The 6,797-nt window shown below is 75.9% G+C and carries 6 protein-coding genes; 3 read left to right on the top strand and 3 right to left on the bottom strand.

What is annotated here, in order from left to right; translation table 11 throughout:
• Positions 1-29 precede the first annotated feature (29 nt).
• On the bottom strand, positions 30-1,424 hold the full coding sequence (locus tag AB0881_RS11255; RefSeq protein ID WP_366616189.1) for a hypothetical protein: 1,395 nt from the start codon (positions 1,422-1,424) through the stop codon (positions 30-32).
• Positions 1,425-1,536: 112 nt separating this feature from the next.
• A complete protein-coding gene (locus AB0881_RS11260; protein ID WP_366616190.1) occupies positions 1,537-2,184 on the bottom strand; it encodes a TetR/AcrR family transcriptional regulator in 648 nt (215 codons plus the stop codon).
• 91 nt (positions 2,185-2,275) lie between these two features.
• On the opposite strand from AB0881_RS11260, the gene AB0881_RS11265 reads away from it, so the two are divergent.
• Positions 2,276-3,223 carry an ATP-binding cassette domain-containing protein gene (locus tag AB0881_RS11265; protein WP_366616191.1) on the top strand — a complete coding sequence of 316 codons (948 nt, stop codon included), beginning with the start codon at positions 2,276-2,278 and terminating at the stop codon, positions 3,221-3,223.
• A gap of 47 nt (positions 3,224-3,270) precedes the next feature.
• Positions 3,271-4,032: an ABC transporter permease gene (locus AB0881_RS11270; protein WP_366616192.1), complete on the top strand. Its 762-nt coding sequence runs from the start codon at positions 3,271-3,273 to the stop codon at positions 4,030-4,032.
• Positions 4,033-4,064: 32 nt separating this feature from the next.
• Here AB0881_RS11270 and AB0881_RS11275 read toward each other — a convergent pair whose 3' ends face one another.
• Complete coding sequence (locus AB0881_RS11275; protein ID WP_366616193.1) at positions 4,065-5,036, bottom strand: DMT family transporter; 972 nt, start codon at positions 5,034-5,036, stop codon at positions 4,065-4,067.
• Between the two features lie 181 nt (positions 5,037-5,217).
• Between AB0881_RS11275 and AB0881_RS11280 the strand changes: the two genes are divergently transcribed.
• On the top strand, positions 5,218-6,797 hold a 1,580-nt coding region (locus AB0881_RS11280; protein WP_366616195.1), incomplete at its 3' end, for a hypothetical protein.

The following is a 6,797-nucleotide window of genomic DNA, read 5'->3' on the forward strand; positions in this document are numbered from 1 at the left end:
TGTGGCCGTTGCCGTGGGGCCGGGGCCGTTCAGGCGGCGGAGCGGTCCAGGAGCCGCGCGGCGCGGTGGTCGAGCAGGTCCAGGCGGGCGCGGAGGGTGTCGCGCAGCCAGGGGCCGCCGGCGGCGCAGTGCCCGAACATCCAGGGCAGCAGTTCGGCGAAGTCGTCCTGGTGCCAGAAGCCGCGCTGCGGGAGGGCGGGCGCGGGGCGGCGCAGGGTGAGGTCGTCGCCGCCGGTGAACATGGCGTGGCAGAAGACGACCGGGGTGGTGACGCCGGCGCGCGGGAGGGTGGCCACGACGCGGGCCAGGTCGCCGGGGAAGAGGTTCTCGTAGCCGTCGGAGACGACGGCGACCAGGTCGGGGGCGGTGCCGAGGGCGTCCAGGACGCCCATGGCCAGGTCGGTGGCGCCGCGGGGGGCGCGCTCGTCACCGCCGACCTCGATGACCTCAAGCCGGGCGCAGACCTGCGAGAGGAGCATGCGCAGGGCGGCGGCCTGCGACAGCACGGCCCATTCGCGCTCGCCGTGGCCGCGCATGGACGCCGAGGCGTCCAGGACCAGGGCGAGGGTGCCCTCGAAACGGGGGAACGCGGCGGCGGCGGTGCCCAGGTAGCCGTTGAGGGCGACGTACAGGTCCTCGGCGGGTCCGCCGCGGTAGAGGTGGACGAGGGTGGCGGCGATGTCGCCGCGGTTGGTGGCGGTGACGGTCTGGGGGCGTTCGCGGACGGCGTCGACGGTGAGGGCGGGCTCGTGCGGGCCCGGCGCACCGGCCGCGCCCTGGGTGCCCGGGGTGTTCTGGGTGCCCGGGGTGCCGGTGGTGCTCGGGTCGGCGGCCTCGCCGGGGCGCGCCGGGTAGAGGGCGCGGACGCGGGGCAGGGCGGTGGCGGGGGCGGTGAGGAAGCGCAGGAGGCGGCGCTGCAGGTAGTCCGAGCCGGTGTCGCCGTCGGCGACGCGGCGGGCGCAGCCGCGGGCGGTGGCCTTGCCGAGGGCGTGCTCGAAGCAGTCGACGAGCGCGGGGCGGCGCGCGGCGATGAGGGCGTCGGCGGCGGGGTGCTCCAGGACGAAGCGCAGCGCGGTGCGGGTGGTGTGCTTGTGGTTGGCGCGCAGCCGCCGCAGGCCGAGCAGGACGGTGATGACGTGGCCGGGCGGCAGCGCGAGGGTGAGGACGCGCGCGGTCCTGGCGAGGGTGGCGCGGGTGGCGTCGTCGAGGCCGGCCTGGGAGGCGGCCAGGATCTGCAGCAGCACGCGGGCGCGCTGCCAGGGCGCGACGCCGGGGGCCAGCCCGAGCAGTGCGTAGCCCTCGGGGTCGTCGGTGTAGGCGGCGCGGTGGAAGTCCGCGTCGTCCCAGCACAGGGTGCCGCCCCGGGGCAGCGTCAGGGGTCCGGTGCCGTTCTCCAGATGACCGAGGAGTGTGGGGGTGTCCATGATTGTCTCGCCTCCGCAATCATGGAGTCTAAGAATCGCCGCGAGTGCCCCGACACTCATTTTCCGGCGGGCCGCCCCCGGCGGGCGGACCGGTGCCGGGCGCGCGGCCGGGTCAGGCGGGTTTGACGGCGTAGTCGCCGATGCCGTTCTCCAGCAGGCCGTAGACGCGTTCGACGGCGGCGTACACGTCGGCGCGCATCTCCTCCAGTGACTGGCCGGCGAGCCTGCGGGCGACGATCTCCTGGATCAGGACGAACTGCGCCGACATGAGCATGGAGGCGACGGTGCGGGGGCCGATGTCGTCGGGGTCGGCGCCGGTCTCCTCGGCGAGGATGGCCGCCAGCTCGTCCTGGGCGCGCTGGGCGATCTCGCGCTGGCGGGCGGTGAGGGCGGGGCTGTCCATGACGGTCTTGGCCCAGATCTCGCTGCCCTCGTGGAAGGCGGTCTGGTAGGCGTTGCCGTCCAGGCCCTCGACGAACATGCGGTGGAAGACCGCCACGGCCGACTCGCCGGGGCGGCGGTCGCGGAACGCCCGCGCGGCCTGCGCGGCGATCTCGTCCTGGCGGTCGAAGAACAGGTCCTCCTTGGTCTTGAAGTAGTTGAAGACCGTGTTGACCGACACGTCGGCGGCGCGCGCGACGTCGGCGATGGTGACGTTGTCGAAGCCGCGCGTGATGAACAGGCCGGTGGCGATGTCGGAGAGCCGCTGCCGGGTCTCGCGCTTCTTGCGCTCGCGCAGCCCGGGTTCCCGTTCCGTCATGGCGGAGATTCTAGCCGTCCGTGGTGCCGCACAAATTTTGGTGTCACTTAAAAATTTGGGTTACTCTATCGGCGAATCGAGGGAGGCGACTGTGATCGAGGCACACGGACTGGCCCGCACCTTCACCACCAGGCACGGGACGGTGGAGGCCGTGCGGGGCGTCGACCTGGCGGTCGCGCCGGGAGAGATCGTGGGGTTCCTGGGCCCCAACGGCGCGGGCAAGAGCACGACGCTGCGCATGCTGACGACGCTGCTGGCGCCGACGGCCGGGACGGCGACCGTCGCCGGGCACGACCTGCGCGCCGATCCGGCGGGCGTGCGGCGCCGCATCGGGTACGTCGGGCAGGGCGGCGGCACCGACCCGGCCGTCCCGGTGGGCGAGGAGCTGCGGCTGCAGGCCGACCTGTACGGCGTGGCCGGCGCGCGCGAGCGGATCGCCGCGCTGTGCGCGCGGCTGGACCTGGCCGGGCTGGAGTCGCGGCCGGCCGGGTCACTGTCGGGCGGGCAGCGCCGCCGGCTGGACATCGCGCTGGGACTGGTGCACGCGCCGCCGCTGGTGTTCCTGGACGAGCCCACCACCGGCCTGGACCCGCAGTCGCGCGGCAACCTGTGGGAGCACATCCGGCGGATGCGCGCCGAGGACGGCACCACCGTCTTCCTGACCACCCACTACCTGGACGAGGCCGACGCGCTGTGCGACCGGATCCTCATCATCGACCACGGCGCCATCGTCGCCGCGGGCACGCCCGGCGAGCTCAAGCGCCGGATCTCCGGCGACGTGGTCACGCTCGAGCTCGCCGCGGACCGGGACGCCGGGCGCGCCCGCGACTCGCTGGCCGGGCACGCCGCCGTACGCGAGGCCGCCGTCACCGGGCGGGAGCTGCGGCTGACCGTCGAGGACGGCGACCACGCGCTGATGGGACTGGTGCGCGCGCTGGACGCCGCCGGCGTGGAGCTGGTGTCACTGCGCCTGGCCCGCCCCACCCTGGACGACGTGTTCCTGACCGTCACCGGCCGCTCGCTGCGCGACGCCGCCTGAGCCGCCCGCCCCCGTTCCCATCCCCCGTCTTCTTCTGGAGGTTCCTCGTGCTGTTCGTGCGCGACACCCGTCTCATCTTCGGCCGCCACCTGCGGCAGACGCTGCGCAGCAAGGTCGCGGTCGCCTTCGGCGTGCTGCAGCCGCTGCTCTACCTGCTGTTCTTCGGCCCGCTGCTGCGGAACATGACCGGCGTGCAGGGCTTCGGTACCGGCGACGCCTGGCAGGTGCTGGTGCCGGGCATCCTGGTGCAGCTGTCGCTGTTCGGCGCCGGCTTCGTCGGCTTCGGCCTGATCGCCGACCTGCGCGCGGGGGTGGTGGAGCGGCTGCGCGTCACGCCGGTCAGCCGTACCGCGCTGCTGCTGGGCCGGGTGCTGCGCGACACCGCGGTGCTGGCGGTGCAGGCGGTCATGCTGCTGGCGGCCGGCCTGGCGCTGGGGCTGCGCGCCCCGCTGGCCGGCATGCTGGCGGGCCTGGCGCTGGTGGTCCTGCTGGCGGTGAGCGTCGCCTCGCTGTCGTACGTGCTGGCGATGGCGACCCGTACCGAGGACGCGTTCGCGCCGCTGCTGTCGACGGTCACGCTGCCGCTGATGCTGCTGTCGGGGGTGCTGCTGCCGATGACGATGGCGCCGGACTGGCTGCGCGCGGTGTCGGCGTTCAACCCGTTCCGGTACGTGGTGGACGCGGTGCGCGCGGTGTTCGCCGGGGACTGGGCCGGCGGGACGGTCGCGCAGGGCGCGGCGGTCACCGCGGTGCTGCTGGCGGTGTCGGTGGCGCTGGGCGCGCACCGGTTCCGCCGCGAGAACGCCTGACCGCACCCCGCCGTCCGCGCCCCCCGCGTCCGTCAGGGCCGGTCGAGGGCGGGCGCGGCGGCCCGCGGGGCCGGTACGGCGGGGTCGCGGTCGATGACGGCGCGCTGGGCGATGAACGCGCCGGCCAGCACGACCGCGCCGCCGGCGATCTGGACGGGCGCCAGCCGCTCACCCAGCGCGGCCCAGGCGATGAGGGTGGCGGCGACCGCCTCGGTGTAGCAGACGGCGCCGGCGACCTGCGCCGACAGCCGCTGCACCCCGGCCACGCCCGCCAGGTACGCCAGCACGGTGCTGACCAGGACGATCCAGGCGGCCAGCAGCCAGCCGGGCGCGGCGCGGTCCCCGACCGCGACCTGCTCGGCGAGCACGTGCCACGGCAGCGTCCAGGGCACGGCGACGAAGGTGAGCGCGGCGGCGGCGACCACGCTGCCCACGGCGGTCATGGCCAGCGGGTCCACCTGCCCGGCCAGCCGGTCGATGATGAGGAAGTAGGCGGCCTGGCAGGCGGCGGCGCCCAGCCCCGCCGCCAGGCCGAGCGCGTCCAGGGCGAGCCCGGCCCACACCTGCACCACCATCGCCAGCCCGGCGACCGCGACGGCCACGCCGACGACGGCGGTGCGGTGCACGCGGGCCCGCCGCGCCAGCCGCAGCCACGCCAGCACCATGACCGGGCCGGTGAACTCCAGCAGGATCGCGATGCCGACCGGCAGCCGGGACGCGGCGACGAAGTAGAACGCCTGGCAGCCGGCGACGCCGGTCACCCCGTACACCGCGAGCCGCGGCAGGTGGGGGCGCAGCGCGCGGCCGGCGGCGGGGCCGCGCAGCAGCAGCACCAGCGGCACCAGCACCAGGGCGGCGCCGGCGATGCGCAGCCAGACCGCCTGCAGCGGGGTCAGGCCGGCGCCGATGAGGGCCTTGCCGAACGGGCCGGAGGCGCCGAAGGCGACCGAGGAGAGCACGGCGAAGGCCAGCCCTGTGGTGCGGGTGCGCGCCGCCTGGTCCATCCGCCGCTCCTCGCCGTGTGCCGCCCGGTCCGTCCGTCCCGTCCAAGGATGTCCCGTCCAAGGATAAGGAGCATCATTGCATAACGCTCCTTACCGGGTGGTGCGGCGGGCGTGCCCGCATGCGTCCGGAGTTGCCGGATCGATGCCGGGGGCGGCCCCGCGAACGACTAGCATTCGCCTGGTGAACTGGCAGGGGGCCGGGGCGGGACCCGGCACAAGCGGGGGCGGATCGGCGGGCGACCTCTTCACGGCGGTCGAGGGCAACGTCAGGGAGCTGGTGGCCTCACCGTGGTGGGCGTCCGCGGCCCCGCAGCAGCGCGCCGAGCAGGTCGCCGCGCGGATGCTGTGGGGCGCCAGCGAATGGTGGCTGTACGGGGCGTGGGGCCGCTGGTACCGCTGCGGCCTGGACGGCAACTGGCACCCCTGCCCTCCCCCGGTCACCCCCGCCGACCGCGCCGCCGTCGTCCCGGCGCCGCGCGGCGCCGGCACCCCGCCGGTGCCGCCGCAGCTGTACCCGACCGGCCCGGACCTGTCGGCCGGCCAGGTGGCGTCGCTGGGCTTCCTGGGCCCCGCGCCCGACACGTCCGTGGTCGCGCGCATCCAGCAGGCGCTGACGACGGCATGGGCGGTCAACCCGGCCCAGTTCGCCCAGCAGGACCCGATGTTCCAGCCGGGCACGCCCAGCACGGTCGCCGCCGCGTGGGGCGCGCTGCTGTGGTGCGCCGGGTCGCCGGTGGTGCTGATCGAGCATCCGCTGATCGAGTCGTTCATCCCGTTCCTGACCACCCCCGCCGAGCGGCTGCACTGGATGATGCCGCCCGACTTCGGCACGCTGGCCGGCTACTACATCAACCGGCTGCTGGCCGGCGACGGCGGCGGCGCCGCCCACATCGCGCGGGTGATGTACGAGGTCGCCGCCGGCCTGCAGGGCGACGCCCGGTTCCGGCCGGGCGCCGACGCGCTCGCGGCCGTCACGGCGGCCTCGCTGCGGCTGGTGCAGCAGGACATCGCCACCGCCCGCTACGGGCCCGCGGCCGTGCTGCAGGAGTGGCGGCGCCGCTGCCCCGCCGAGTACGCCACCCCGATGGTGCGCGACGCCGCGCCCGGCGAGTACCTGCGCCTGGCCCTGTACGACCTGCAGCAGCAGCTGGCCGCGCGGACCGGCGCGCGGCAGGTCACCGGCGGCCGCCCGCACGACGAGGTGCGCCGCGCGGGCGTGGCCGCGCTGGCCGCCGACCTGCAGACCGCGCCCAACGCACTGCCGGCCCTGCAGCGGTGGCTGGACCCCGACAGCGCCCGCACCCTGCAGGCGGTGCTCACCGACGCCCACCATCCGCTGCGCGACCTGTGGCCGCGCGACGGCCGGCTGCCGGAGGCGCTGCGCACCGACGACGCCGACGCGCTGGCCGCGCTGCTGGCCACCACCTACACGCTGGGGCTGACGTGGTGCCGGCTGGCGCAGGTGCCGCCGCCGGCGACCGGGTTCGCGCTGCCGCAGGCGATCGCGGCCGAGCTGACCAGCCCCGCGATGCACACCCCGCCCTCGACCGACGAGCTGAGCGCGTGGGACATCATCAAGGCGGCCCGCGCGCACCTGGCGTCCGAGCGGGAGGCGCAGGCGCCGGCGGCGGCCGGGCCCGACGAGCCGGTCGCGCCCGTCCCGCCGTCCCCGCCCGCTCCCCCGATGCCCGCCGAGCGGCCGCCGGGACCTCCGCCGCAGGCGGCCCCGGCCCCGCCGCCGCAGGGCATGCCCGCCGCGCC

This window comes from Spirillospora sp. NPDC029432, from assembly GCF_040703975.1.
GTDB lineage: Bacteria > Actinomycetota > Actinomycetes > Streptosporangiales > Streptosporangiaceae > Spirillospora.